We start from the raw sequence: 26,412 nt of genomic DNA on the forward strand, positions 1-26,412 counted from the left end.
GGAGAGAGGAATATGGCAGGAAGATTTGAAGGTAGAGTAGCCTTTGTAACAGGTGGTAGTCGAGGAATTGGAAAGGGAATTGTCGAATTATTTGCAAATGAAGGAGCAAAAGTAGCCATTATTGATGTGAATGAAGAAGCACTTTCACAAACTGCTTCAGAATTTAAGCAGTATGAAATATACACTAAAGTTGCAAACGTTACTAAAGCCAATGAAGTTGAAACTGCTATGAAAGAGGTACATGATACGTTTGGTTCAATAGATATTGTAGTCAATAACGCCGGTGTTATTCGTGATAATTTAATATTTAAAATGACAGACTCAGATTGGGATACTGTTATGGATGTTCACTTGAAAGGTTCTTTTAATGTTGCACGTGTTGCACAAGCCTATATGGTTAAACAAAAATATGGAAGAATCATTAATATTTCTTCAACATCTGCACTTGGGAACCGTGGCCAATCTAACTATGCAACTGCAAAGGCTGGATTACAAGGTCTAACGAAAACCCTTGCAATTGAACTTGGTAAATATGGAATCACTTCTAATGCTGTAGCGCCAGGGTTTATTGAAACTGAAATGACGAAAGAAACAGCAAATCGAATCGGTATTACGTTTGAACAGCTTGTTGAAGCAAGCTTAAGCCAAATACCAGCCGGAAGAACAGGTAAACCAGAGGATATTGCAAATGCTGTTGCATTCTTTGCCGAAGAAAAGTCTTCCTATGTAAATGGGCAAGTTTTATATGTTGCAGGTGGACCTAAAGCTTAAAAAAATGAGGTGAATTTAATGTTTAAATCGTTTATTGGTAAACGCTCTAAATCAGTCAAAAATACTGTAGAACGTGGTGCTGTGAAAAAATTTGCTGAAGCAATTGGGGATTTACATCCAATTTATGTTGATGAGGAATTCGGAAAACAAACTAGATATGGACAAAATATTGCTCCAACAACATTTCCTAGAGTATTTGAGTATGGAAAAATAGAGAATTTTAACTTACCTAATGTTGGGCTAATTCATGGTGAGCAAACATTTGAATATAAAAGGCCACTTTTAGTTGGAGAAACCATTAATTGTTATACAGAGATAAAGGACTATTATGAAAAACGCGGTGGGCATGGATTTATGGGCTTTCTAGTACTGTCAGATAACGGAGAAGATCAAGCAGGCAATATTATTTTTACTACTAAATCAGTTGTTATTATAACTGAAGAGGTTAGGAAGGTGTTAACGGTATGACGGTTTTATTAGATTTACATATTGGCGACTCGTTAAAACCAGTCATACTTGAACCAGTAACTCGAATTGATTTAATAAAATACGCGGGAGCATCAGGTGATTACAATCCTATTCATACAATTGATGAAGAAGCAAAGAAAGCTGGTTTACCTGGGATTATTGCACATGGCATGTGGACAATGGGGAATTTAGCGAAGCTTTTTTCAGATTATTTAGAAGTCGGATTTATTGAGAATTACTCAATAAGATTTAAAAATATGGTATTTCTAAATGATGTCATCACATTAAATTCTACACTTGATAAAGTGGATGAAAACAACCTACATTTTAAAGTAAACGCAAAGAACCAGAACGATGTAACAGTTATTACTGGTAAAATTTTATTTAAATTATATGAATGATACTGATTCTAATTGGGACTTCTAAAAGGAGTCCCTTTTGTATTTTACAATTTCAACTTGTATAAATGTTAATTTTACATTAAATAGGATTTGGATACAGTAGATTTACACATAATATTAAAAAACGAAATAGGTGAGAAAAATGGATCTTTCATTTGATAAATTATTAGAGCAATTTGATTTGAAAAAAAATGAACACCAAAAAAATTTGCATAAGGTTAACAAAAGAATAGATGAAATAGAATCTCATATGGAAGAAATTAAAAAGCAATTACATAATTTTGACCATCAAATTGTTAATATAGAAAAAGAATTAAAAACTACACTATCAATGATTAGCAGTGAAACTGAATCAAGCTCACATTACAATATAGATCATAATAATGGACATCACGAGCAAAACGAGCATCATGAACAACATGAGCAAAACAGACATCAAAAGCATCACAAAGGTCATGAACACCATCCTGATCATCCTAATTGGGCTGAAAATTTAATGCATAATGTGGAAGAATTTTCAGCAAGTATATTTGAACCAAAGCATGAAGGTCATAAAGAGCATCATGAACATCATGAACAGAAAGAACATCATGAGTATGAACACTATCAACAACAACACCATCAACAACAACAAGAGCAACAAGAACATGAACATTTCGAGGAAAAGCAACATAACTCTAGAGTAGCTAATAGGAAAAAGTATAATAATCAAAATACAGAAAATATAAACCAGTATTCTGCAAGTACAATGGACGAAAGTCTATTGAGCGGCATAGCAACTGGATTAACGAGTTTTAATGAAAAAAATTATTCGGAATTAACATCTGATTTCACAAATCATAATGAAGAACAACACCAACATAACAACCATGGTAACGTCTCTAATGAAAAGAAGACATCTGAACAATTATTAGAAACGGATTTTTCTGATTTATCAATTGATGATTGGGAGGACTCTACTACCAACTTATCGATGTCAGAATGGTTTGAAGTTGATCCTAATGAAAAAAGATAGTATTAGTTGTTTAACTCTTGAAAATGGGAGCGCTAAGTCTTAATCTATTCGATACATTAGGTAAATAGATGATATTCAACAAAATGGAGTTATTTGAAAAAAATATTTGCAACTGGGCAAATGCATTACTTCAAAAAAGTGAAGTAATGCATTTTTGCTTTTTAGAGGAAATACACTCTGATTTGGTGAATTTATCAAGAAAATACAACTAATTATGTATTTTTGAGCTATGATGGTACATAAAGATATAAAATTGAGAATATATAGAGAGTTAATATAGTGGGGGCGATAAAGTTATTCTAGTAGGCTATTTTGGTCCCAGTATAAGCTTTGTGAAAATTTGTGATTTGAATAAGAAAATAGATAGGAGTTAATATGTCTAAGAAAACAATAGTATTTACAGGTGGTGGCTCTGCGGGGCATGTAACACCAAATATCGCAATTATTAATGAGTTAAATAAAAATGATTGGGATATCCATTATATTGGATCTAAAAAAGGAATTGAAAAGGAACTAATAAATAAAATTGAATTACCTTATTACGGGATTTCGAGCGGAAAATTAAGACGATATATAGATTTTGAAAATATTATTGATATGTTTCGAGTAATAAAAGGATGTCTTGACGCTAGAAGAGCATTAAAAAAAATTAAGCCGAGTTTAGTTTTTTCAAAGGGTGGCTTTGTTTCTGTACCAGTAATCATTGCCGCTAGCACATTGAAAATTCCAATTTTTATACATGAAAGTGATATGACACCAGGACTTGCAAATAAAATTTCCCAGCGATTTGCTACAAAAATTTTCACTTCTTTTGAAGAAGCAAAAAATTATTTTCCAAAAAATAAAACAACGGTAATTGGTTCACCTATAAGAAAGGAATTATTAAATGGCTCAAGACAAAAGGGCATAGAATTTCTTAATTTTAAAAGTTATATACCAATATTAACAATTATGGGTGGAAGTTTAGGTGCAAAGAAAATCAATGAAACTGTTAGAGAATCATTACAGGATCTAACGAAAAAGTATCAGATTGTCCATCTATGTGGTAAAGGAAATATTGATGAAAATTTTAAAAATATTCAAGGATATAAGCAATTTGAATATGTTCATAACGAACTAGCAGACGTACTGGCCGCATCTCAAATGATTATCACTAGAGGTGGCTCAAATGCAATATTTGAATTTTTAGCATTACATAAACCGATGTTAATCATCCCACTTACGAAAAATCAAAGTAGGGGAGACCAAATATTAAATGCAAATTCTTTTAAAGATAAAGGCTTTGCATTAATGATGGAAGAAGAGGATTTAACGACTAAATCACTCCAAGAATCGATTGAAGAACTTCAAACTAAAAAGGACTTTTTCATTACTAATATGAAATCATCGAATCAAAGTGAAGCACTTGATCTACTACTCGAGGAAATAAATAGTAATTAATTCGATTAAAGCATTCTTCTAAATAAAGGAAGAAATGCTTTTTTGTTGAATAACTCAAATGGGACTAAGAGAAATATTGTAAGAAGAAGGTGGAAAATTTGATTACAGAAAAACAATTAAACGAAATTAGCATTTTACAAGATACATGCGAAAAATTTGATGAAATAACGTTAAAGTTAAACTTGGAAATGTTAAGAAATCGAAGAAAAGATGTAAAAGAAGATTTCTTTCACTATAAAGAAAATCAATTAGTTGGATTTTTAGCGACTTACTATTTTGGAGAAAAAGTTGAAATCTGTGGTATGGTTCATCCGGATTTTCGACGAAAAGGAATTTTTTCTAGTTTGTTAAATGAAGCACTGAATTCAATAGCTCCAGCCACTACCATTTTATTAAATGCTCCTGAAGCTTCAGCATCAGCGAAAGCATTTATTCGAAATCAAAAAAATTGTACCTATTCTTTTTCTGAATATCAAATGGCATGGAAAAACCAAGAGGTAAAAGAATTTACACCAATCGTTAAATTCACGAAAGCAGAGCAAGTAGATTTCGCATTTATTTCAAATTTAGATGTTGTATGTTTTGGATTTGAAAATAGTGATGCAGAGAAATACAACCAACGCATTTTAAATGAACCAGATCGTGATTTATTTATAATAGAAGTAAATGATGAAAAAATTGGTAAAATGAGCTTGCTTCGAGAAAAAAATGAGAGTTGGATTTTTGGCTTTGCAATACTTCCAAAATACCAAGGTAGGGGATATGGAAAAAATGCATTACTCCAAACCATTCAAAAAGAAAACGAGATTGGAAACGAAATTCATTTAGAAGTTGCTCTAGAAAATAGTAACGCGAAGAAATTATATATCGATTGTGGGTTTAGACAATATAACACTCAAGATTATTATAGAATTAGTCAATAATTAGTAAGAGGCTCTCTTTTTTTTAGATAGTCTCTTTTTTATGGACTATAATAATTTTATCATTATGAAAATATCTATGTTACACTATAAATGGATTAAATGGTAAAGGGTGAAAGTTTTGGAAAAAATAAGAGGATTTGAAGTAGCAAAAGGATTCGAAAATTGTGGAGTGAATCTACCAAAAAGAGCAACAACTCATGCAGCTGGATATGATATCGAATGTATTGAAGAAACAATTATAAATCCAAACGAGATCAAACTTGTTGGTACAGGTTTAAAAGCGTATATGCAAAAAGACGAATTTTTAGCATTATTTGTACGTTCGTCTACACCACTAAAAAAAGGCTTAATGAAAGGCAATGGGGTAGGGGTTATTGATTCAGACTACTACAGCAATCCTTCAAACGATGGCCATATCATGATGCAATTAATAAATGTATCAAAGGAGCCTGTTATCATTCAAAAAGGTGAGAGAATTGGACAAGCTGTTTTCCAAAAGTTCTTATTAGCTGATGATGATTTCGCAGGAGAAGAACGAGTAAGTGGTTTTGGAAGTACTGGCAAATAAAAATACAGAAATAAAAAAAAGAACTCGATATGCTCGAGTTCTTTTAATTTTGTAATTAGTCTAACATTTTTGCAAGTTTTGGTGATAATGCAAGTAAGATTAATCCCGCAACGATTGCTGCTCCACCCACTACTAAGAATACTTGTAACATACCAAGTGTTGTTGTAAATGCAGCTAATTGACCTCCAACTAAGTTTGCAATGAAACTTGATGATAACCATACACCCATTAATAATGAAGCAAGTTTAGCAGGTGCATAACGAGATACAGCTGATAATCCAACTGGTGAAAGTACTAATTCAGCAATTGTATGGAAGAAATATGTCATAACCATGAATAACATGTTTGCTTTTACAGTAATATGATTTGGATCAGAACCTGTTTTCATAACTGCCATAATTGTGAATGCGAAACCAACACCTAATAGGATAAGACCCATTGCCATTTTTGCAGGAACGCTAATGTTTTTACCATTTCTTGCCATTTTAATCCAGATCATAGAAAGAACTGGAGCGAAAAGCATAATGAATAATGGGTTAACAGATTGGAACCATGCAGATGGTACATTGAAGCTTCCAACTTTAAGATCTAAGAAACGCTCAGTATAAAGCGTTAATGATGAACCAGCTTGTTCAAATCCAGCCCAGAAAAATACTACGAATGCAGCTAAGATAAAGATAACAGTAGTACGTTGTTTTTCTTTTTTCGTAAGAGGAATATCCTTAACTGAAGCGCTGTTACCCTCTTTCACAACTTTTGCATTAGGTTTTGTACCTAAATCACCAAGATATTTTGATGCTAATAAGTTGAAAATAATTTGACCAATAATCATACCGATCGCAGCTGCTAAGAAACCATAACGGTAACCAAATAAATCATCGCCAGCAGCATTTTTAGACATAAATAAAGTTTGTGCTAAATAACCAGTAACAAGTGGAGCAAAGAATGCACCTAAGTTGATACCCATGTAGAAGATTGTGAATGCACCATCACGACGTGGGTCATCTCCTTCATAAAGTTCACCAACAATTGTTGAAATGTTTGGCTTGAAGAAACCATTACCGATAATCATTAAAATTAATCCAAGATATAAACCAGTTGAAGAATGAATACCGAATAATGCGATATTACCAGCTGCCATAATAATACCACCAATTGTTATAGCAGCACGCTTCGCAAGGAAATTATCTGTAATCCAACCACCAATGATTGGAGTGAAATATACAAGTCCAGTAAATAATCCATAAAGTTGTAGTGCCCAAGCATCTTTAAATCCAAGTCCACCTTGAACTACTGAAGTTGTTAAATAAAGAACTAAAAGTGCACGCATTCCATAATAACTAAAGCGCTCCCAAGCCTCAGTTGCAAAAAGTAAGTAAAGGCCAGGTGGGTGTTTCGTTTTTTGATTTTGCTCGTTTGATGAAACGTTTTGTTTTGCTGCTACGCTCATTCAAATTCCTCCCTCATAAGTGCTATTCTGTGTATTTTTCTGTATGAATATTTATTGTCGTCAATTCATGTACTATTCTGTCAATTTATTGTAAAAAATAATTTCCGAATTCAACAAATTTCGACAATTTGAGTTAAAAAAAATTTCTAACTATTTTCATCAGAGCAATGCTACTAAATTTTTATCTAGATCCGCAAAAAATAACTTGGGACCAATTTGCTATTTTAGTATAACACACAATAGCTTATTTCTGTAAAGTTTTTTATATTGTCAGACAAATCTAGCAATACTGATTTTTCACATTAAAATAGTATTTTTAGACTTTGTCGATTGACCTGTATTAGTACAGCCTAAACAAAAAGACCTATATCTAAATAATAATAAGTTTTTGAAATATTTCAAGGGTTTTTATTATTTTTTACTTTAATATTATAAAAGTTTAATTAAACAAAAGAATGAGAATTGTCAAAATATGTCGAAATTAAAATAGAATGTTTTGTCCTTTTTTAATATTCAATCAATTCATATGGACGATTTTCTAAAATTTGGATATACTAAAAGTACTATATATGAAACGGAGTGATGAATATGGGAAAGTTAATTAATTTAGTTCAGAAGAAGGTAAATAGTAGAGGACAAAAAATGGAGTAAATCTTCATTATTGTCCTTAAATAATTGGAGGACAAAATGAATTTAAAACAATTAGGTTGGAACGAAGCGTTCGGAGAAAAGGATCAAAATACTGTAGTTGCAAGAGTTATATCTGAACAAAGACAAATTTATAAATTGCATGATGGAGAAAATGAACTAACTGGTGAAGTTTCTGGGAAATATCAATTCCAAGCAAAAGTAAAAAGTGATTATCCATCTGTTGGAGATTGGGTTGTAATTGAACCGTTAAAAGGTGAAAACAAAGCAATTATTCAAAAGGTATTGCCGAGAATAAGTCAATTCTCAAGGCAATCTGCAGGAGAAAAAACTGAAGAACAAATAGTAGCTGCTAATATAGATTATGTGTTTTTAGTAATGGCATTAAATAACGATTTTAATATAAGAAGATTAGAACGTTATTTACTTGTTGCTTATGATAGTGGAGCAAATCCAATTATTGTTTTAACAAAAAAGGATTTATGCACTGACCTACCATCCAAAATTGCAGAAGTTGAAGAAATTGCATTTGGTGTACCTATTTATTCAGTAAATAGTACAAATGGAGAAGGTATTGAAGAACTGAAACAGCTCATAACATCCGGGAAGACTGTTTCCTTACTTGGTTCTTCAGGTGTCGGTAAATCTACATTATTAAACGCGTTAATCGGTGAAGTAATTCAAATAACACAGGACGTACGTGAAGGTGACGATCGCGGAAAACATACAACTACAAACCGCGAATTATTTTTCCTACCATCTGGCGGAATGGTCATCGATACACCAGGTATGAGAGAATTACAGCTTTGGGGTGGAGAAGAACATATAAGCTCGACATTTTCAGATGTCGAAGAATTAGCTAAATCATGTAAATTCTCTGACTGTACACATGCAAACGAACCAGGATGTGCAGTTAATCGAGCAATCGAAAACGGCGACCTAGATCAACAAAGACTCACAAGCTATCGTAAATTAATGAGAGAACTAGCGTATGCAGAACGTAAACAAGACGCATCACTAGCTAGACAAGAAAGAGATAAGTGGAAAAAAATTAGTAAAATGATGAATACTAAGTCTTATAAGTAAGGGAGAAGAGTATTTATACTCTTCTTTTTCTTTTGAGATTTAGTGACTTTTATTTGGTTGTTCATGAGTAAGTAAAAATGCATGAATGTACGAGCTAGTAACTTATAAGGGTTTCATGAGGAAGTACAAAGGCAAGAAACCGGGATATAGTGCCTCATAAGGGGTTCATGAGGAAGTACAAAGGCAAAAAACCGGGATATTGCCTCATAAGGGGTTCATGAGGAAGTACAAAGGCAAAAATCCGCGATTTAGTGCCTCATAGAAGGTTCATGAGTAAGTACAAAGGCAAGAAACCGGGATATAGTGCCTCATAAGGGGTTCATCAGGAAGTACAAAGGCAAAAAACCGGGATATAGTGCCTCATAAGGGTTTCATGAGGAAGTACAAAGGCAAAAATCCACGATTTAGTGCCTCATAAGAGGTTCATGAGGAAGTACAAAGGCAAGAAACCGGGATATAATGACTCATAAGGGGTTCATGAGGAAGTACAAAGGCAAAAAACCGCGATTTAGTCCTTCATAAAAGGTTCATGAGGAACTACAAAGGCAAAAAACCGCGATTTAGTACCTCATAAAAGGTTCATGAGGAAGTACAAAGGCAAAAATCCGCGATTTAGTGCCTCATAGAAGGTTCATAAGTATGTAAAGAGGCAAAAAATCGCGTTTACCTTACTCATAATGAGTCCAAGGGTACTTACATAATTCTTCAAAAAAATCTCAGTCTTAAGACCGAGATAAGACAATACTTAAGTTTGTATCAAAACGAGCAAAAAATAGATAAACTACATAGTAGAATAGTTAATAACAAAAGCTTTCGATTGCTATTAACAAGCTAGTTTAGTGAATAGAGGAGAGCTATATGAAGCGATTTAGACGATTGTCTAGCAATGAATTAACTGGATTATTATTCATAATTGCAGGCATAGGATTATTATTTGATCTATTTTTAAATCCTTTTGCAATAATCGCAGCTGGGGTAGGTATTTATTTATTTCAGTATGGGGCAAAAAAACGTAAAGTTTACCCTTCTACATCTGCGAATATCGCGTTTTTCGGAGGAATCATTTTATTTATCAGTAATGTATTTCAATTGAAATCAATCTTAGGGGTATTATCCTTTATTGTGATTTATGTTGGATATTTAATATTCGTTAATTCTAAATTTAACGCAAAGGTCATTGTTCCAAACATAGTTGAAACAACGAATACAGGAGTCTTTGAAACAAATTCTCTCATTTCAAATCGATTTTTCACGAATATCCATCTAAAGAATGATTCATTTGAATTAGATGATGTAGATTATTATTTTGGAATTGCTGATGTCATAATCGATCTTTCAGAATCGTTTATTCCTGAAGGAGAGACAGTGCTGGTATTAAATGGAATCATCGGTAATATTACTTTGTATGTGCCATATGATTTAGAAGTCTCGATCCAGCATTCTACTTTATTTGGGAAAATTAATATCCTTAAAAATAAATTGAACGGATTTAACAAGAATTGTAAGTTCACTTCTAATGATTATAAAGAAGCTTCAAGAAAGTTAAAAATTGTCACTTCTTTAGCGATCGGAAATATTGAGGTGACAAATAAATGAAAATTGACAAAGGTATCTTTTTATCAATCTGTCTTGCTGCATTTACATCAAGTATTTTAATCTGTGGCGTTGTTTATTATTTCATTGATCATACTTTTCTTGATAAATTGCTTTTGTATAAAATTGGAAATTTTTCTTTACTATTAATAGTATTTGTAGCAATCATAATCATATCAATTGTTTATAGTACAGCTGTTTTGAGCACGATTCGTCATAATGAAAAAGCATTATTAGAAGGTATAGCAAAGGCAGAAAATGGAATTTATCATAAAGAATCAGAGCATTCAATTCGGTCAATTGATAACGAAATCGAAATAAAACTTCAAAAAATATCTAAACAAATTGAAGATTCAAGGAAGACTGTTCAAAAATTAGTAGATGAAAAGAAATTAATTGAATCTCAGACAATTGAAGATGTCGTAACAAAAGAGCGACATAGACTAGCGAGGGAATTACATGACTCAGTTAGCCAACAATTATTTGCGATTTCGATGATGATTTCTGCGATCAATGAACTTGGTGAAACTACATTTAAAGAACAATTACAATATATTGAAAAAATGGCGATTAATGCTCAATCAGAAATGCGTGCACTTTTATTACATTTAAGACCAGTTCAGTTAGAAGGTAAAAGCTTAAAAGAAGGCGTAGAAAAGCTTCTAACTGAATTAACAAATCGTCAAGCTCTTCAATTAAAATGGAAAATCGATGATATTTCACTCTCAAAAGGTGTAGAGGATCATTTATTTAGGATTATTCAAGAAGCATTATCGAATACTTTAAGGCATGCAAATGCAAAAACTTTTGAAATACGAATTAGAAAAATTGAAGATTTTGTATTAGTTCGAATGATTGATGATGGAATTGGGTTTGATACCGAGAACCGAAAAACTGGTTCGTATGGATTGCAATCAATTAGTGAACGTTCTTCTGAAATTGGTGGAACGGCAAAAATAGTAAGTATACCAAAAAGAGGAACCCAGATTGAAGTAAAAGTTCCAGTAATTGAATAGAGGTGGGAAATTTGATCAAAGTCGTGTTAGTTGATGATCATGAGATGGTAAGAATGGGTGTTTCTACATATTTAAGTACTCAATCTGATATTGAAGTGGTTGGTCAAGCAAGTAATGGAAAAGAAGGCGTAGAACTTGTATTAGAAAAACGTCCTGATATTGTATTAATGGACTTAATTATGGAAGTTATGGATGGAATTGAAGCGACGAAACAAATAATTTCAAAATGGCCAGAAGCAAAAATCATCATTGTTACAAGTTTTATTGATGATGAAAATGTTTATCCTGCCATTGATGCTGGTGCAATTAGTTATATGTTAAAAACATCTAGAGCTAGTGATATCGCAAATGCAATACGAACGACACATAAAGGTGGCTCAGTTTTAGAACCAGTTGTTACTGGGAAAATGATGAATAGAATGAGAAAATCTACCCAACGCGAATTACATGATGATTTAACGGCTAGAGAACAAGAAGTGCTTCATTTAATGACTGAAGGTAAGTCAAATCAAGAAATCGCCGATACTTTGTTTGTTTCATTAAAAACGGTAAAAACGCATGTAAGTAATATTTTAACGAAATTAGAAGTGGTCGATCGAACTCAGGCCGTAATTTATGCTTTTAGACATGGAATTGTTGAACAAAAATAGATTTATATAACAAAAAGAAGTCAAAAATGGCTTCTTTTTTTCTATTTTTATAAGAAGATTTGATGCAATATTTTAGATAAATAAATAATTAATGGTAAGATAGTTATATTCGTTTTATTTATTTTGGAAGGAGCAGTTAATTGAAGATAAAATTGAATCATAAAATCATAAAAGAACGCTGCGGTACAGTCTCCTTCAAAAGGGGTGAATCTTTTTATCGCGCAAATAAAGTACAAATCGAAAAAGTTAATGAAGATTCTTGTACAGCAACAGTTATAGGAAATGAAGATTTTACCGTTCATGTTATAAAAGAAGGAAATGGTGATTTTTATAGTAAGTGCACATGTCCTAAACTAGCTTCAATTAAAACAGATTGTCAACACATAGCTGCAGTTTTGATTTCGATTTTTGAACGTCAGAAAAATGAGGGAAATCCTTCAGAAATTGATGTTTTTATGGAAAACTCCGATAGATCGAATGGTATTTTAGAACTTTTTCATGATAAAACGTTTCGTAAAAGCGGACAATTAAAGCATTTTGACGATCGGCAAATAATTGATTTTGAGTTTATTTGTGAAGTCGTTGAAATGAGTGAAGGCTATAAAATCCTTGGAATTGCTATGACATTTAGAAAAAAGAAAGTAGAAAACCTACGAAATTTTTTAAAGGATGTTAAAGAAGGGAAAACAAGTAAAATTTCGGATGATATTATTTTTGACCCTAATTTACATTGTGTACAAAATGAAGTTAATCGAATTTGGGAACTTTTAATAAAGCTGTTAGATGATGAAAAAATGTTTAATGATCATTTGACTAAGAAAAATGAATATATGTTCATTTCTCCGACAATTTGGAGCCAATTCATTAATTTATTAACTGTTACAGAAAACGTAAAAATAATTGAAAATGGAAAACCATTTTATGGAATTTCATTTACCGAAGATAAATTACCTTTGGAATTTGAAATTGAGCATGTAAGTGATCAATACTTTTTAACTGCAAAAGGAATTGAGCAATTAACAATAATGGAAGCTTATTCAACAGTCTTATATCGTGGAAGAATATATAATCTTAAAGTTGAGGAATTTAATCGACTTGTTGAGTTAAAACAAATATTTAAAAATACAGCACATGAAAAAATAAATATTCCAACAGACCAAATCCATCTTTATGTTGAGAAAGTCATTCCAGGGCTTATAAAGCTTGGTAAAGTACAAATTCCTACTGCATTATCAAACCAATATTCAGAAACTCCGTTAAGAGCAAAGCTATATTTAGATCGTATTAAAAATAAATTACTTGCAGGGCTTGAATTTCATTATGATCGCATCGTGATAAATCCGCTAGATAAAAGAGAAATTCAACTGAGTAAAACGTTAATTAGAGATGAAGAAAAAGAATTAGAAATATTACAATTAATGGAAGATAGTTCATTTTCAAAAACTGAAGGTGGCTATTTCTTACAAAATGAAGAACTTGAATACGATTTTTTAAGAAACATAGTACCTAAGCTTGAAAAACTAACTGAAATTTATGCAACGACCGCTGTTCGGAATCGAATTTTTAAAGAAAATAAGAAACCTCAAATACGAGTCAATTTAAAAAGAGAACGAACGAATTGGTTGGAATTTAAATTTGAATTAGACATTCCTGAGAAACAAATCAAAGAAGTTTTATTAGCACTAAAAGAGAAACGGAAATATTATCGGTTACATGATGGAACTTTGTACTCGCTTGAAACGAGAGAATTACAAGAGATAAAGCGATTTTTAAATGCAGTACCTGAGCAAGAGTTTGATTATGAAAGTGTTTTAAACATACCGATAAAAAATGGTCTATATTTATTAGATTCTGCAGAAGAAACTAGTTTGTTTAAAATTGAAGATCGATTGAATCAGTTTTATGAGAGTTTAATAAATCCAAATGAAATAGTAGAAGAAGTACCTATCACAATGAAAAATCTGTTAAGAGATTATCAAATTTTTGGATACAAGTGGATGAAGAACTTAGCAAAGTTCGGTTTTGGAGGAATTTTAGCGGATGATATGGGATTAGGTAAAACAATTCAAAGCCTTGCTTATATACAATCCGTTTTAAACGAAATCCGTTCATTTAATGCACCGATTCTAATTGTTTGTCCTACTGCATTAACGTATAACTGGTTAAGCGAAGTATTCAAATTTGCACCTGAAATTCAAGCGCTTGTCATTGATGGAAATAAAAATGAGAGATTGAAAATACAAAAGGAACTAGTCAATATCGACGTATTAATTACCTCTTATTCGATGTTAAGAAACGATATAAAGTGGTACGAAAAGCAAAAGTTTCATACAGTATTTTTTGATGAGGCACAAAATTTTAAGAATCCTTTTACCCAAACAGCTAAAGTCGTAAAAAAGCTAAATGCTGATCAACGGTTTGCATTAACAGGTACGCCAATTGAAAATTCACTTGAAGAACTTTGGGCAATTTATCATGTAGTTTTTCCAGAATTATTTGGAGGGTTAAAGGAATTTAGCAATTTGACTAGAAAAACAATCTCTAAAAGAGTTCGTCCTTTCTTATTAAGAAGATTAAAAGAGGATGTACTTAAGGAGCTTCCAGAGAAAATCGAATCGAAGGAATCCGTCGAATTGTTACCAGAACAAAAAAAATTATATGCAGCATATTTAGCAAAACTACGACACGACACACTAAAGCACTTAGCAGTGGATAAATTTACATTAGGCAAAAATCATATCAAAATTTTAGCTGGTTTAACCCGTTTAAGACAAATTTGTTGCCATCCAGCTTTGTTTATAGATGGTTATGAAGGTAGTTCAGCTAAGTTTGAACAGCTATTTCAACTAATTGAGGCATCAAAAATTGCCGGTAGAAGAGTTTTGATATTCTCTCAATTTACGAAAATGTTAGATTTAATCGGTAGAGAACTATCAGTCATGGGAGAACAATTTTTTTATCTAGATGGACAAACTCCTTCAGAAGAACGGCTATCGATATGCAATCGATTTAACGCTGGTGAACATAACTTCTTTCTAATTTCATTAAAGGCAGGAGGAGTGGGGCTCAATTTAACTGGAGCTGATACAGTTATTCTTTATGATAATTGGTGGAATCCTGCGGTTGAAAACCAGGCAACAGATCGAGCATATCGTTTTGGTCAAATAAATGATGTTCAAGTGATCAAGCTAGTCGCTAAAGGTACGATTGAAGATAAAATGAATGAACTACAAGAGAAGAAAAAACAATTAATAGGAGAAATTATTGAAACGAATGGAAAACCTTCATTTAATTTAACAGAAGAAGACATTCGCGAATTATTAATGTTCTAAAATATTTGCCGCTCACCTGAGTGGCTTTTCCCTTTCCCCTTTCCCTCAAAAATGCCCTTGGCTTAGTTTTATTTCATTCTTAAATGTTTGTAAGCGAGTATATTAATAATGAAGCTAATAATTTAATAATTTTATAGAGTGAAATGAAATTAATTTTATGAGAGGGAGAGTTAGCATGAGCAATAATCGAAAATTTGTTAATGTCTCAGCAGGAGTTCCAGGGCCAAAGGGAAAAGAGCTCATAGAATTACGTAATGAGTTTGTTCCAAATGGAGTTGGAAATAATACACCTGTTTTTGTAGAAAAAGCAAACGGTACAATCGTTGAGGATGTTGATGGAAATAAATTTTTAGATTTTGCTGGAGCGATTGGTACGTTAAATGTAGGACATACCCCAAAGAATGTTGTACAAGCGATTAAAAATCAATCAGAGCGATTAATCCACTCTTGCTTTCATGTAGGAATGTATAAGTCTTATATTGATTTAGCTAAAAAATTAACTGAAATAACGCCTGGGGATTTTTCTAAAAAAACAATTCTATTAAATAGCGGTGCTGAAGCAGTTGAAAATGCTGTTAAAATTGCAAGGAAGTACACTGGCCGTTCAGGCATTATTTCGTTTACACGAGGATTTCATGGGCGGACTTTATTAGGAATGTCTTTAACAAGTAAAGTAAAACCATATAAATATAAAATGGGACCATTTGCTCCAGCTACATATAAAGCTAAATTCCCTTATTTATCAAATAGACCAAAAGAGTTATCTGAAGAAGAATATATTAATTTTTGTATTTCTCAATTTAAGGATTTTCTTTTAACAGATGTATCACCGGAAGAAGTGGCTGCGGTTATTATGGAACCCGTCCAAGGAGAAGGAGGATTTATTGTTCCTCCAAAGAAATTTGTAAAGGAAGTATATTCTATTTGTAAGTCACATGGAATTTTGTTCATAGCGGATGAAATTCAAACAGGATTTGGGCGAACAGGTGAATTATTTGCATCAACGATTTTTGAAATTGAACCTGATTTAATCACAATGTCAAAATCAATCGCAGCTGGTGTACCAATTAGTGCGGTGACAGGGCGTACTGAATTAATGGATGCGGCATCACCCGGTGAATTAGGTGGAACATATGGCGGAAGTCCTTTAGGTTGTGTAGCAGCGCTCGAAGTGATTGAAAAAATTGAAGGTGAAAAATTATGGATTCGAGCTAGATCGATTGGGGAAAAAATCAAATCATTTTTTGGTCAATTGAAAAATGATTTTCCAATAATTTATGATATTAGGGGACTAGGAGCAATGGTAGGTATCGAATTTATAGATCCTACTTCTGGTCAACCAGCAAAAGAGTTTGTTGCAGCGTTAACAAAAAAATGTTGTGAAAATGGAGTCATTATTCTTAGCGCGGGTGTTCATAGTAATATTCTACGTTTCTTAACGCCTTTAATTATTTCTGACGAGGAATTAGATGAAGGACTGGATATTATCAAACAATCAATATATCAAGTTGCTAGTCAGCTTGTAACTGAGGTGAAATAGAATGAAAAAGCAATTTTATATAGATGGAAGTTGGGTTGAAGGGGTTAAACATGAAAATCTTGTTGCCCCTCATTCTGGTGAGGTGTTAGCCGATATTCCAATCGCAACGATCGAGAATTTAGAAGAGGCGATCAGAGCGGCTAATAACGCGAAAACTCATATGGAAAAACTCAGCTCATATGAAAGAAGTGTCATTTTAGAGCAATTAGTTGAACAATTTAAAGAAAATCGTTCAAAACTTGCTGACATTTTAGCATTAGAGGCATCCAAACCTCTAAAGGCTGCTTTAGGTGAAATTGATCGAACGATTGCAACTTATAAAATAGCCGCTGAAGAAGCAAAAAGAATATATGGAGAAACAATCCCTCTTGATGCAGTAGCAGGTGGTGAAGGTCGAGTCACTTATACAGTCAGAGAGCCAGTTGGTGTAATTGGTGCAATTACACCGTTTAATTTCCCATTTAATTTAGTCGCACATAAGGTTGGTCCAGCAATTGCTGCAGGAAATACAATTGTTTTAAAACCAGCTAGTCAGACTCCACTTTCTGCCATTGCATTAGCTGAAATGATTGATAAAACGGATTTACCTAAGGGTGCGTTTAACCTGATTACCGGAAAGGGATCGGAAATCGGTGATGCTTTAGTAAAACATCCTGACGTGAACGCAATTACATTTACCGGCAGTCCTGAAGTCGGCATCTCACTAAAAAACAAAGCAGGATTAAAAAAAGTAACGTTAGAACTAGGGTCAAACTCAGCATTGATCATCGATGAAGATGTCCAGTTAACTGATGAATTAATTAATCGTTGTGTATGGGGAGCCTTTATTTATAACGGCCAAGTTTGCATTTCATTACAAAGAATTTTTGTACATCATACACTTTATAATGAATTCCTATTGAAGATGAAAAATGCTACTAAAATGTTAAATATAGGTTCGCCATTAGACCTTCAAACAGATATTAGTGCATTAATTTCTAAAAAAGATGTTGCTAGAATAGATGAATGGGTAAAGCAATCTATTAAAGATGGAGCCGATCTAGTAACTGGTGGGGATATAATAGATGAACGTCTTTATAAGCCAACTATATTAACAAATGTAAAGAAAAGTAGTGATGTATCCTGTAAGGAAATTTTTGGTCCAGTTGTCGTCATCAATTCATATGAACAGTTTGATGAAGCAATAAATGAAGTAAACAATAGTCGATTTGGATTACAAGCTGGTGTTTATACAAACAACTTACAAAGAGCATTATATGCTACTAAAAAATTACATGTAGGTGGCGTGCTAGTAAACGATGTTCCTACATTTAGAGTTGATTTAATGCCTTATGGTGGCGTAAAAGAAAGTGGTTATGGAAGAGAAGGCATAAAATATGCAATACAAGAGATGACTGAATTGAAACTAGTCTCTATTAAACTTTCAGACTGTTGAAAAGGGCTTGCAATCAGTCTGATAATCATTGGTATTGGAATTTGTCTTACAATGCAAGAGCTGATCATGTATTAATTTGATCAGTCTTTTTTTTATTCTAAAACTTCAGAATTATATGTTATATTTGAATGATACGAAGTGAATTGATAATGTTTTAAGTGAATTGTAAAAGCTTCGAAGGGGGATTAAGTATGGAAATTCGAAAATTAACAATTGAAGATTTACCTGAGTTTATTCGATTAAGAAGTGAAGGATTAACATTATCACCGGAAGCATTCGGAGAAAGTTTAACTGAATATGAGAAAAAATCAATCGAACAGCACACAAATAATTTCCCTAAGACTTTCGATAATTTTATTATTGGTGCTTTCGACAAAGGCGTACTTGTTGGTGTTGCTGGCTTCTACCAAAAAAGATCTGAAAAAATGAAACATAAAGGAACAATTTGGGGAATGTATGTTACACCAAATTACCGAGGTAAAGGTGTAGGGAAAAAAGTTTTAAGTCAAGCGATCCAAGATGCTATGGAAATTGAAGAAATTTTACAAATTGAATTGGCAGTCATCTCATCTAATCAATCTGCAAAAAGACTTTATGAAGCAGTAGGCTTTGAAAGCTTTGGAACAGAAAAAAGAGCATTATTTGTTAATGGTGAGTTTTACGATGAAGACCATATGGTTAAGATTATTAAATAAGTAGAAAGAGATGATCAAATAAATGTTTTGATCGTCTTTTTTTATTTTAAAAGCTTTTTTATATTAGATTGTTGATTTCTTATTCAACTGAATGCTAGTTAGATAAAGAAGGATTAATTTTACAATTTCGGTTGTGTTTAATGAAGGAAGTGCATTAAAAGGCGAAAAATATCTAATCAAATTTTAATAAAAAATGGTAAAATATAGTAAATAGCATAAGGCATTTAATAAAAGGTAGGTGGAATCTATGGAAAGAAAGATAATAAAAATTGGAAACTCATTAGGTATAATTCTTCCTGCTACATTCTTAGAGGAGCTAGGTGTTTCACATAAGGATACTGTTGAAGTTGAATATAATTCGGAGTTAAAAACTCTTACTATAAGTAGTAGTAACTCAGTAGCACCCATTTACTTTGAGCAAGTAATTAAGAATACTGTCGATCGTTATCTTAAAGAAAAGGGGGATTAAAATAACATTGAGTATTATTTTGTCTCTTATTACGATAGTTCTTGTAATTTGGTTACTATTTATGGTGTTTTCTACTAAAAAAGAGATTCACAAATTACAAAAAATAGTAAATACGCATATGGTTGAGTTAAAGAAAAGTATTAATGAAAAATTCTAAAAAAGTAGGTGGAATATATGGAAAGAACACACGAATCAGAAATGACTGAAAGCAAAGTTTACTTGGATGATCAGAAAGTATTTTCACCAATAGAGGATCTACAAAAAATGGAAGGTGTTATTCCTTTAAAAAGAAAAAGCTTCGAATTAGGGAAAAAGCCAAAGCTAATAAGATATTTGGGATATTTCTTTATTACATTTATCGTATTAACAATGTTATTTGGGTTAGTTGCAAGCTTCTTAGACTAATAGAATATTAAATCCGGAAAAAACTATTTAACAAACCAGGGAGAGAAAATTATGAAGAATCTAATTGTTGGAGGAATTGGAGTTTTAGCAAGTATTTTATTATTTGGAGAAACACTTATTTCGGCATCAATCTATTCTTTGAATCTATCTCGACCAGCTGGAGGTGGATGGGACTCAAATTTAGGTATTTTCGGAACAGCGTTGTTTAATATTGGAACAATTCCATTGTTATTAAGTTTAGTATTCTTTATCATTGGTGCTCGGTATGTATATAAGGGAATCAAGGAATAACTTATTAAAGGGAGGGTTCATTTGGAAAACCTAATGTTAATTATCCCAATTATTGTATGGCTTCTAATCTTTGCTGCTATTGCCTTTGGAATTATCTTTTTTATAAAAAAAATATTAAGAAAATAAGAAAATGAGCGAGTAAAGATCACAAAATATTTTGGAGGTCTTCTTATATGCTTATAGGAATAATACTCATTTTATTTGGATTTTTACTAATAGTGAGTCCTGGAGCTTTTTGGGTTGAAACAGAAAGTTGGAAAACCGATGGTGCAACAGAACCATCTTCTTATTATAAGTGGAGTACACGTTTTGAGGAACTATGTGTGTTTTAGTTAGTTCTGCTAGTATCATCGCGTCAACGGTATAATATAAGTAGTACAGATCACAATTAATGTGGTCTTTTTTTGTGTGAAAAAAGCAGTTTATAGTTGAACAAAGAAAATGTAAATTAAATTGCGAATTTATTTAAATCTAATCAAAAATTAATTTACATCCAGGGGAAGATTTTTACAATGTTTGAAGTATTTCTGATTGCATCTTTACCATTTTTGGTGATAATTGGTAGGTCATATGGTCTATATTTTGGTTACAAACACCAGAAATATGAACGTTGGGTATGGATAGTGGGAACAATTTTAGTTGTTTTAATTTGCAGCTATCCTGAATATCAAATCTTTTCTTTAATTTTTGAAATAATAAAAAATGTAAATAATAATTAATAGACATTTAAAAATGTTTTTTTTATGCACAAAGCTTATAGAACTAACGCAGTGAATGAGGTGAATAGGAGCTGCCAATTCAGGTGGCTTTTTCTTATTCAACAAAATGGCAGTTTAGTTGAATAACGTATGGTAAAATAATACAAAAAATGTATGTGCGAGGTGTGTTATGTCTTTTTATAATATTAGTTTGATAAATGATTCTGATGAAGAAGAAGTATTTGAAATTGAAGGAAATAATATTGCTGAAGTAACGGTTCTTGATAATAACGGAAATAATATAACAAATGGTTGTAGAGTAATGATTTCTCTAAGTCAAAATGCTTTAATTGGATTGGGTACTGAGTTAATTCGTCTAGCTCATAATTATAAAGATGGTAAACATTTTCATATTGAGCCAATAGAAAAAGAATATGTAGTTCAGTCTCTGGGTGTAATGCTTCACCCTGATAGTTGCGAACTAATAGTGGGTTGTGGAGATTACAAACCATTCAATGATTATATAAATGAAGATGAATAGTTATTCAACTAACTGATGCGATAATTGAAGATCACGAGTCAAAAGTGGCTCGTTTTTTATTGAACAAAATGGCAGTTTAGTTCAAAAAGGATATACAAAATTATGCTATTATTAGTATGTTAGGGGAGATAGTATGAAGGAAAAAAAGGGTATCAAGAAAATATTATTTGGAGACTCTCCAATCTTATATTTTCTTGATATAAATTCAAAATTAAATGCTTTTGACAAAGTCATTAATATAATTTGGTTTAGTTTCTTTATAATTTCATTAATTTTAACTTTTATTAGTGTTCCAGTTTCTAGTTTTATGTACTTATTAATTACGATACCAATAATGATAATGGTATCTCTTTGCATATTTATTCTTTTTCGAAAAGATTTCGGATTACAACGTTTCATTTATATAGGTTGTACAGTTTTGATAATGTTCTTATCAAATCAATGGATTGACTTATATCCCTTTGTTAAAAAGGATTTTATAGTGAGTGAAGGAGTTCCTAGTAAAATTGAAAGACAAGAATCTAGATATGGAAAAAGAGGTTGGGAGATAATTATTAACGACGACAATCTTTTACTTCCTTCAAAACTAAAAACCGAAGAGATTAAAAAGGGGGTAGAGATACATTATCTACCGCATTCTAAATTTATTCTTAAATATAAGGTTAAAGATAAATAATAATGAATTTCTTAATAGCTTTTGTTATTCAACTAATGCATTGCGATAGTTCAAGTAGAATATCAAGTATCTTGGGATCTTTTAAGAAAATATAAAAAATATATAAGCGAGTGGTTAGATTGAACGCTAAAACATTAATGGAATGGGAACAAAAGCACGATGCAAAAAATAGAACTATAAAGGGATTTTGGGAAAGTTTTAGGAAATGGCGTGAAGAAGAAAAATACGACTACTTGGACACATTTAAAGGAAAGTTGTACGAAGAATTCATTCAAGTTAAAGAACGATCTCTTGTTATTAAAGCATAGTTTTTCAAGTATTGGAGCATTTGTGCTTTTTACAGTAGATATTTATTACTTTGATAAAGAGATTGGTACATATTCTGCTAGAAAAATTGTACAAGAATGGTTTTACTTTTTGCAAAGTATAAAAAAGAGTTGACTGTATCTGACCTTCCTGTTTAAAGATTACTAAGGTAATAAGGTAATATACTTGTATCCATCATAAACTCATTTAATATACTTCCTTTATGAATGAGTATTTTCTTTAGAGGAAGTGTTAGTAAAGATTGATATTTTAGGGGTGTCAAACTTTAGTTGATTATTCTCATTTCCGAACTGATTCAATGAGTATTCTATTACGTTGCAATTACAAAAGTATGATTGAAGGTTGCCAAGACCATGATTAAAATAGGTGGGTTATAACTAGAAGAGGACAAATATTATTGCAATAAATGGCAGATTAGTTGAATAAGGAATGGTATAATTATGCTAGATTATTTACGTATTTAGGAGGCCATAAAGATAAAAGTCATAGCTATTATAATCATTGCTATCGGAAAATTTGGGGGATTATTTTCATTATTCGCTCCTAAAGAAAAAATAGATTCATCTATATCCGAAGGTGGAACAACACTTGTAGAAGCTATATTAAGTTCTATTTTAGTAAAATCACCAACCATATAAAAAAGAATCGTCCTACTGATATTTTCATTGTTATTTATAACTCTTTCAATTTTGTTTTTTGTTGAAAATTAATAAACCTTATTAAGCTAAATCATGCGATTCTTCAATAGAAGATCGCTTTTTTTATTTAACAAAGTGGCAGGATAGTTGAATAAGGATTGCCTTATAAATGAGAAAATTTACTATGAAAATTCGGTTCAAATTTCCGTTGAAAATATTAATTATGTGCGTCAAAATGTAGAAATGAAATATATGAATTTATAAAAATGGTGTAATGGAACTGGGGTTTTAAATTTGAAAAAGTTAAAGTCAATAATTTTGTGGATTCTTTCAATTATCTTTATAGTCATATTAACTATTGGAATTATGTTTTTAATAAGTGTTACTCAAGAAAAGTTATTCGTACCGAAAGATTATATAATGTGGATTTTTAAATATCCTGTTTCAAGGCTAGTTTTTATTTATGAGTTGTATATAATTTTGGGATTTCTATATATTTTGAGTAAGAATTTTAGGGAATCCTTAGGAATAGAGAAAACGAATAAAAAAAGTAGTTTTTTGAAGAGAAATAAAAAATTAGTTTTCATTTCTTTCTTGCTTTCAATATATTACTGCTGTATACCATTATTACTGCTGTTAGTGTAATCACAAATAATAAAATAATAAACTATTCATTTCTTCATCCTAACGGTAAGGAATATAGTTACAATGATATTTCAAAGATTAATACAGGAGTGTACGGGAAGAAACGAAATATCCTGTTTAGACATACGAAAGGTGAATTTTTTTACATTTTTGAATTAAAAAATGGAACTAAAATAGATTTAACAGAAGTTGGTGGAGTGAAAAATGAAATTGACGAGCGTTTTATTATTGAGAAAATTGATATTAAATTGGTGCACATAGGTATTCCTAAAGAATCAAGCATGCAAAACTTTAAATACTGCACTGAAGATTTAGATAAAATATATACAGATAAAATTAGAAACATATTAAAAAATACTAGATAAAAGATTTGAAGAACAATATGGAAATTTATGAAATAAGAATAAGGTTTACTAATTTAATAGAACTTCTTATTCAACTAACGCAGTCTGATAGTTGAAGAGCACGGAAGGCTGTTATACAGCCTTTTTATTTTGCTATTTATCAGGATAGTCCAACAAGAAAAGGAGAATATAAACCGAATGTGGAATAATTAATGCCGAAGAGGTGCTATAAGATGAAAGTAAATAAATTAGATGTGAAACAGATGAAGAGTAAATATAGTAATGCTAAATGCGAAACAGTACAGTAAAATAGGAGAAATGAAGAAGCTGATTTCTATTAAAATAATTAGAAATCAGCTTTTTTATGCAAAAAGTGTTCCATATTTTTCCGCTATATCCAAGAGATTCTTTCTATTAAAATAAATTTTGGTATTCTATTTGTTTTAATATAGGGAGGATTTATTTTGTTGAGTTTAAATATTAAATTGAGGACAACCTTCTGCATTCTTGTTTGTTTTTTGGTTGGATTATTTGGTTTATATTTTCCAAAAGAAGTTTATGCAACATCTACGGATAATATCGAGATTACAAAAACCGAACATGATATTTCGTTTAATTGGCTAGAGAAACCTAATCAAGAAGGATTAAGTTATGAATTGCAACGTGATAATGAAGTAATTGCTACAATAGATTATGGAGTGTCTTTTAAAGTGGATGACAGACGCTTAGATTCTAATACAACTTATAACTATAAAATTTATGAAATAACTGCAGATGGAAGAAGTCTTATCTATAATACTGACATTTCAACAGTAAAAGACACTACGCCACCAACAATAACATTAGAATCAACAGTTAACCCTTCTGTACTAAATTTTGATGGAAACGGTTTATTATATAAAGATGGTGTAGCTAAGCAAGTTTTCACAAATGATTCAATTAATGAAGATGGATTGTATACTTTAGTTGTAAGAGATGATAATGGTGAAGAAGTAAGTAAAAGTTTTATTATTGATCATACGCCTCCCGGACACGCTGAACTCATTAAAGTTAATGAAAAGGGGGATTATGCTTACTTAACAGTCAAGCGTCCAAATGACCCTGATTTTGAAAAAATGGAGATCTATAGCGGTGGTATAAAAACAATACCAAATCTTTTGAAGGTAATTACAAAAGATGAGTTTAATCCAGACGGAACTTATATGTACCTCCAGAATTTTTACAACCTTACAAAAGGACCAGAAACATTGAATATAATGTCATACGACACTTATGGAAATCGTGATTTTTCAAGCGTACCAAATTGGCAATCAGGGGATCCAGAAAATCTTCCTGGAGCTTTTTTTGAAATCAAACAAAGCAGTCCTATTTTTTTTACAAGCCCTAGAATAAAATCTGTACAGCAAGTAGAAGGTGGATTTTCAATTACACTTGAAATTCCTGCAGGTACAAGTTGGGGCTATCTAAGAAGTAACAAAGGATATTCAGATTTTACATTTAATAAGATACCAACTACAACAATTACTCAGGTTGTGAAGTTTCCAATAAAAAATCCAGAAACAAATAGGATCACTCCAATCGGTGAGAAAGAAAATGTAAAATATGAGGTTGCATTAAGCGGATTTGTTAATGAACCCGTTAAAACTCAAGTGAAATCAAAAACAATATATGGATCTTTTAACTATATTGAAAATAACTACCGTTTAATATCACCAAAGTTTTTAGATATAACCAAAACAAGTGGAGCAGTCCTTTATAGTGACAAATATTTGAAGAAGTATGTAAAAAAAGCACCTAAAAATATGCGTTTTATAGTAATTCGTGAAGATAAAACTTATGTAAAGATTGCCAACCGAACAAATGTATATTATGTGAAGAAGTCAGATGTAAAGATTACAAGCGGTATTAATCAGAAAAAAACTACTACTGCTGCAATTCCATTAAAATTAACGAAAAGTACATCGTCTCGTTCAATAAAAGTTATAAGTAAAAACAAGCAGGTCATTGTACTTCAGAAATTTACTGGATGGAATTATGTGAATGTTGATGGGAATTTAGGTTATGTGGAAAGTAAGTACTTGAAATAAATTAGTAATAATTTAATTTTGAACCTATCCATTTGGATAGGTTTTTTATATCCTTTTGTAACTACTATGGAAGTGAGACATAAACTTTCATTCATTGTGGTGAATTTTAGATTCAAAGTTGGCTAACGCATGTAATAGTTGAAGAACACTAACTGCTTAAATGCGGCTTTTTTTATTCAACAAAATGGCAGTTTAGTTTAAGTACATTTCTTCACTAAGTAAAAAAACACGTGCTCCTTTTCAAAAGGTCACGTGTTTTT

General features: G+C 31.5%; 26 protein-coding genes. 24 read left to right on the forward strand and 2 right to left on the reverse strand.

Translation table 11 applies throughout. From position 1 onward, the window contains the following. Positions 1-12: 12 nt before the first annotated feature. The 7 genes from fabG (at position 13) to V5E38_RS07535 (ending at position 5,586) form a co-directional block, all read left to right on the forward strand. The gene (fabG, locus tag V5E38_RS07505) at positions 13-771 is read left to right on the forward strand and encodes a Rossmann-fold NAD(P)-binding domain-containing protein (RefSeq protein WP_499212758.1); all 759 of its coding nucleotides are present in this window, start codon (positions 13-15) and stop codon (positions 769-771) included. A gap of 18 nt (positions 772-789) precedes the next feature. Next, the gene (locus tag V5E38_RS07510; protein WP_387332496.1) at positions 790-1,239 is read left to right on the forward strand and encodes a MaoC family dehydratase N-terminal domain-containing protein; all 450 of its coding nucleotides are present in this window, start codon (positions 790-792) and stop codon (positions 1,237-1,239) included. Continuing rightward, positions 1,236-1,640, forward strand: coding sequence for a hotdog family protein (locus V5E38_RS07515; protein WP_499212759.1), 405 nt, complete (start codon positions 1,236-1,238; stop codon positions 1,638-1,640). Before V5E38_RS07510 ends, V5E38_RS07515 begins: the two co-directional genes overlap by 4 nt. Positions 1,641-1,782: 142 nt before the next feature. Further along, complete coding sequence (locus V5E38_RS07520) at positions 1,783-2,655, forward strand: hypothetical protein (RefSeq protein ID WP_499212760.1); 873 nt, start codon at positions 1,783-1,785, stop codon at positions 2,653-2,655. A gap of 375 nt (positions 2,656-3,030) precedes the next feature. Further along, positions 3,031-4,095 (forward strand): undecaprenyldiphospho-muramoylpentapeptide beta-N-acetylglucosaminyltransferase, encoded by a 1,065-nt coding sequence (gene murG / locus V5E38_RS07525; protein ID WP_499212761.1) that lies wholly within the window; start codon positions 3,031-3,033, stop codon positions 4,093-4,095. A gap of 98 nt (positions 4,096-4,193) precedes the next feature. Beyond that, complete coding sequence (locus V5E38_RS07530; protein ID WP_499212762.1) at positions 4,194-5,018, forward strand: GNAT family N-acetyltransferase; 825 nt, start codon at positions 4,194-4,196, stop codon at positions 5,016-5,018. Positions 5,019-5,136: 118 nt separating this feature from the next. Continuing rightward, positions 5,137-5,586, forward strand: coding sequence for a dCTP deaminase domain-containing protein (locus V5E38_RS07535; protein WP_069032426.1), 450 nt, complete (start codon positions 5,137-5,139; stop codon positions 5,584-5,586). Positions 5,587-5,641: 55 nt separating this feature from the next. On the opposite strand, the gene V5E38_RS07540 is transcribed toward V5E38_RS07535, so the two are convergent. Beyond that, on the reverse strand, positions 5,642-7,036 hold the full coding sequence (locus V5E38_RS07540; RefSeq protein WP_499212763.1) for a peptide MFS transporter: 1,395 nt from the start codon (positions 7,034-7,036) through the stop codon (positions 5,642-5,644). A gap of 687 nt (positions 7,037-7,723) precedes the next feature. Between V5E38_RS07540 and rsgA the strand changes: the two genes are divergently transcribed. From rsgA to V5E38_RS07615, 15 genes are all read left to right on the forward strand, one after another. Continuing rightward, complete coding sequence (gene rsgA / locus V5E38_RS07545) at positions 7,724-8,770, forward strand: ribosome small subunit-dependent GTPase A (protein WP_499212764.1); 1,047 nt, start codon at positions 7,724-7,726, stop codon at positions 8,768-8,770. Positions 8,771-9,628: 858 nt separating this feature from the next. Then, positions 9,629-10,366, forward strand: coding sequence for a cell wall-active antibiotics response protein LiaF (liaF, locus tag V5E38_RS07550; RefSeq protein ID WP_499212765.1), 738 nt, complete (start codon positions 9,629-9,631; stop codon positions 10,364-10,366). Next, positions 10,363-11,379, forward strand: a complete 1,017-nt coding sequence (locus V5E38_RS07555; protein ID WP_499212766.1) for a sensor histidine kinase — start codon at positions 10,363-10,365, stop codon at positions 11,377-11,379. Before liaF ends, V5E38_RS07555 begins: the two co-directional genes overlap by 4 nt. A gap of 11 nt (positions 11,380-11,390) precedes the next feature. Further along, on the forward strand, positions 11,391-12,029 hold the full coding sequence (locus V5E38_RS07560; RefSeq protein WP_056476946.1) for a response regulator transcription factor: 639 nt from the start codon (positions 11,391-11,393) through the stop codon (positions 12,027-12,029). A gap of 140 nt (positions 12,030-12,169) precedes the next feature. After that, the gene (locus V5E38_RS07565; RefSeq protein ID WP_499212767.1) at positions 12,170-15,361 is read left to right on the forward strand and encodes a DEAD/DEAH box helicase; all 3,192 of its coding nucleotides are present in this window, start codon (positions 12,170-12,172) and stop codon (positions 15,359-15,361) included. A 175-nt stretch (positions 15,362-15,536) separates the two neighbouring features. Beyond that, positions 15,537-16,901, forward strand: a complete 1,365-nt coding sequence (gene gabT, locus V5E38_RS07570) for a PLP-dependent aminotransferase family protein (RefSeq protein ID WP_499212768.1) — start codon at positions 15,537-15,539, stop codon at positions 16,899-16,901. Position 16,902: 1 nt separating this feature from the next. Further along, positions 16,903-18,336, forward strand: coding sequence for an aldehyde dehydrogenase family protein (locus V5E38_RS07575; RefSeq protein ID WP_499212769.1), 1,434 nt, complete (start codon positions 16,903-16,905; stop codon positions 18,334-18,336). A 191-nt stretch (positions 18,337-18,527) separates the two neighbouring features. Beyond that, on the forward strand, positions 18,528-19,031 hold the full coding sequence (locus V5E38_RS07580) for a GNAT family N-acetyltransferase (RefSeq protein WP_499212770.1): 504 nt from the start codon (positions 18,528-18,530) through the stop codon (positions 19,029-19,031). A gap of 247 nt (positions 19,032-19,278) precedes the next feature. After that, positions 19,279-19,500 carry an AbrB/MazE/SpoVT family DNA-binding domain-containing protein gene (locus tag V5E38_RS07585; protein WP_335480665.1) on the forward strand — a complete coding sequence of 74 codons (222 nt, stop codon included), beginning with the start codon at positions 19,279-19,281 and terminating at the stop codon, positions 19,498-19,500. Between the two features lie 174 nt (positions 19,501-19,674). Continuing rightward, the gene (locus V5E38_RS07590; protein WP_335488536.1) at positions 19,675-19,905 is read left to right on the forward strand and encodes a hypothetical protein; all 231 of its coding nucleotides are present in this window, start codon (positions 19,675-19,677) and stop codon (positions 19,903-19,905) included. 51 nt (positions 19,906-19,956) lie between these two features. Beyond that, positions 19,957-20,196: a phosphatase gene (locus V5E38_RS07595; RefSeq protein WP_499212771.1), complete on the forward strand. Its 240-nt coding sequence runs from the start codon at positions 19,957-19,959 to the stop codon at positions 20,194-20,196. A 173-nt stretch (positions 20,197-20,369) separates the two neighbouring features. After that, positions 20,370-20,528 (forward strand): DUF6199 family natural product biosynthesis protein, encoded by a 159-nt coding sequence (locus V5E38_RS07600; RefSeq protein WP_499212772.1) that lies wholly within the window; start codon positions 20,370-20,372, stop codon positions 20,526-20,528. A gap of 556 nt (positions 20,529-21,084) precedes the next feature. Next, entirely contained in the window at positions 21,085-21,435 is a 351-nt protein-coding gene (locus V5E38_RS07605; protein ID WP_499212773.1) for an Imm32 family immunity protein, read from the forward strand. 133 nt (positions 21,436-21,568) lie between these two features. Beyond that, positions 21,569-22,111, forward strand: coding sequence for a hypothetical protein (locus V5E38_RS07610; RefSeq protein ID WP_499212774.1), 543 nt, complete (start codon positions 21,569-21,571; stop codon positions 22,109-22,111). Positions 22,112-22,230: 119 nt separating this feature from the next. Next, positions 22,231-22,419, forward strand: a complete 189-nt coding sequence (locus V5E38_RS07615; RefSeq protein ID WP_499212775.1) for a hypothetical protein — start codon at positions 22,231-22,233, stop codon at positions 22,417-22,419. 479 nt (positions 22,420-22,898) lie between these two features. On the opposite strand, the gene V5E38_RS07620 is transcribed toward V5E38_RS07615, so the two are convergent. After that, on the reverse strand, positions 22,899-23,072 hold the full coding sequence (locus V5E38_RS07620) for a hypothetical protein (RefSeq protein WP_499212776.1): 174 nt from the start codon (positions 23,070-23,072) through the stop codon (positions 22,899-22,901). A 738-nt stretch (positions 23,073-23,810) separates the two neighbouring features. Between V5E38_RS07620 and V5E38_RS07625 the strand changes: the two genes are divergently transcribed. Then, positions 23,811-24,086 (forward strand): hypothetical protein, encoded by a 276-nt coding sequence (locus V5E38_RS07625; protein ID WP_499212777.1) that lies wholly within the window; start codon positions 23,811-23,813, stop codon positions 24,084-24,086. A 443-nt stretch (positions 24,087-24,529) separates the two neighbouring features. Beyond that, positions 24,530-26,152 (forward strand): SH3 domain-containing protein, encoded by a 1,623-nt coding sequence (locus tag V5E38_RS07630; RefSeq protein WP_499212778.1) that lies wholly within the window; start codon positions 24,530-24,532, stop codon positions 26,150-26,152. Positions 26,153-26,412 lie beyond the last annotated feature (260 nt).

The organism is Rossellomorea sp. GAMAL-10_SWC (genome assembly GCF_049568075.1).
Taxonomy (GTDB): Bacteria; Bacillota; Bacilli; order Bacillales; family Bacillaceae_G; genus Gottfriedia.

Bases quoted from the DNA above. Each gene is read 5' to 3' on its own strand.
- V5E38_RS07605 (WP_499212773.1), top strand. From the start codon at position 21,085: ATGTCTTTTTATAATATTAGTTTGATAAATGATTCTGATGAAGAAGAA.
- V5E38_RS07575 (WP_499212769.1), top strand. From the start codon at position 16,903: ATGAAAAAGCAATTTTATATAGATGGAAGTTGGGTTGAAGGGGTTAAA.
- fabG (WP_499212758.1), top strand. From the start codon at position 13: ATGGCAGGAAGATTTGAAGGTAGAGTAGCCTTTGTAACAGGTGGTAGT.
- V5E38_RS07540 (WP_499212763.1), bottom strand. From the start codon at position 7,036: ATGAGCGTAGCAGCAAAACAAAACGTTTCATCAAACGAGCAAAATCAA.
- V5E38_RS07555 (WP_499212766.1), top strand. From the start codon at position 10,363: ATGAAAATTGACAAAGGTATCTTTTTATCAATCTGTCTTGCTGCATTT.
- V5E38_RS07585 (WP_335480665.1), top strand. From the start codon at position 19,279: ATGGAAAGAAAGATAATAAAAATTGGAAACTCATTAGGTATAATTCTT.
- V5E38_RS07520 (WP_499212760.1), top strand. From the start codon at position 1,783: ATGGATCTTTCATTTGATAAATTATTAGAGCAATTTGATTTGAAAAAA.
- V5E38_RS07515 (WP_499212759.1), top strand. From the start codon at position 1,236: ATGACGGTTTTATTAGATTTACATATTGGCGACTCGTTAAAACCAGTC.
- V5E38_RS07510 (WP_387332496.1), top strand. From the start codon at position 790: ATGTTTAAATCGTTTATTGGTAAACGCTCTAAATCAGTCAAAAATACT.
- V5E38_RS07595 (WP_499212771.1), top strand. From the start codon at position 19,957: ATGAAGAATCTAATTGTTGGAGGAATTGGAGTTTTAGCAAGTATTTTA.
- V5E38_RS07620 (WP_499212776.1), bottom strand. From the start codon at position 23,072: ATGGTTGGTGATTTTACTAAAATAGAACTTAATATAGCTTCTACAAGT.
- liaF (WP_499212765.1), top strand. From the start codon at position 9,629: ATGAAGCGATTTAGACGATTGTCTAGCAATGAATTAACTGGATTATTA.
- V5E38_RS07600 (WP_499212772.1), top strand. From the start codon at position 20,370: ATGCTTATAGGAATAATACTCATTTTATTTGGATTTTTACTAATAGTG.
- rsgA (WP_499212764.1), top strand. From the start codon at position 7,724: ATGAATTTAAAACAATTAGGTTGGAACGAAGCGTTCGGAGAAAAGGAT.
- gabT (WP_499212768.1), top strand. From the start codon at position 15,537: ATGAGCAATAATCGAAAATTTGTTAATGTCTCAGCAGGAGTTCCAGGG.
- V5E38_RS07610 (WP_499212774.1), top strand. From the start codon at position 21,569: ATGAAGGAAAAAAAGGGTATCAAGAAAATATTATTTGGAGACTCTCCA.
- V5E38_RS07590 (WP_335488536.1), top strand. From the start codon at position 19,675: ATGGAAAGAACACACGAATCAGAAATGACTGAAAGCAAAGTTTACTTG.
- murG (WP_499212761.1), top strand. From the start codon at position 3,031: ATGTCTAAGAAAACAATAGTATTTACAGGTGGTGGCTCTGCGGGGCAT.
- V5E38_RS07580 (WP_499212770.1), top strand. From the start codon at position 18,528: ATGGAAATTCGAAAATTAACAATTGAAGATTTACCTGAGTTTATTCGA.